Source organism: Rhodococcus sp. 06-418-5 (assembly GCF_002258285.1).
In the GTDB taxonomy this organism is placed as follows: Bacteria; Actinomycetota; Actinomycetes; order Mycobacteriales; family Mycobacteriaceae; genus Rhodococcoides.
The window spans coordinates 1-598 of the sequence record NZ_NOYE01000007.1 but is presented as its reverse complement, the minus strand read 5'-3'; the positions used below and the strand labels follow the sequence as shown (position 1 = coordinate 598).

The window sequence follows — 598 nt, the reverse complement described above, 5'->3', positions numbered from 1 at the left end:
CGCACCGGCCGCATCCGCGAAGCGATCACCAAACTCCACGACACCTACGGCGGCAAGACACCACCCGCCGACGACACCGACCGCAACGAACTCTTCGCCTCCAAAACGCTAAACGGGCGGCTGGTGTTGAAAGGTGACTTCGACGCGATCACCGGAGAAAAACTCCTCACCGCACTTTCGCCCTTGACCGAACCCCGACCCGACCCCGACGGCACCGAGACACCCAAAACCGGAGACGATCGCAGCCCCGCCCGGCGCAGAGCCGACGCCTTCGGACACATCCTCGACCAATACCTCGCCTCGAGTAACCGCCCCACCGAAGGCGGTGAGAGACCGCACCTGAACCTGCACATCAGCCTGCGCGATCTCACCGACCTCCGCGACAGTGCTGACGTCGATGACATCGCCGACGACGAGAACACCCGCGCTGCAGACGAATCCGACACAGATCCAGTTACCGCAGATCGTGGCGCGTACCGGGACCTGTTCGGTGACGGCACTACCGTCGGGTGGCTCCCCTGGATGGGACCACTGTCGCGCAACACCTCCCGGCAACTCGCCTGCGACTGCCTGCTCACCGCCATCGTCATGGACGAGA

General features: G+C 64.4%; 1 protein-coding gene. It reads left to right on the top strand.

The features are described from left to right. Nucleotides 1-598 (top strand): DUF222 domain-containing protein (locus CH274_RS01670; protein WP_143546512.1); only part of this gene is annotated, 598 nt, incomplete at both ends.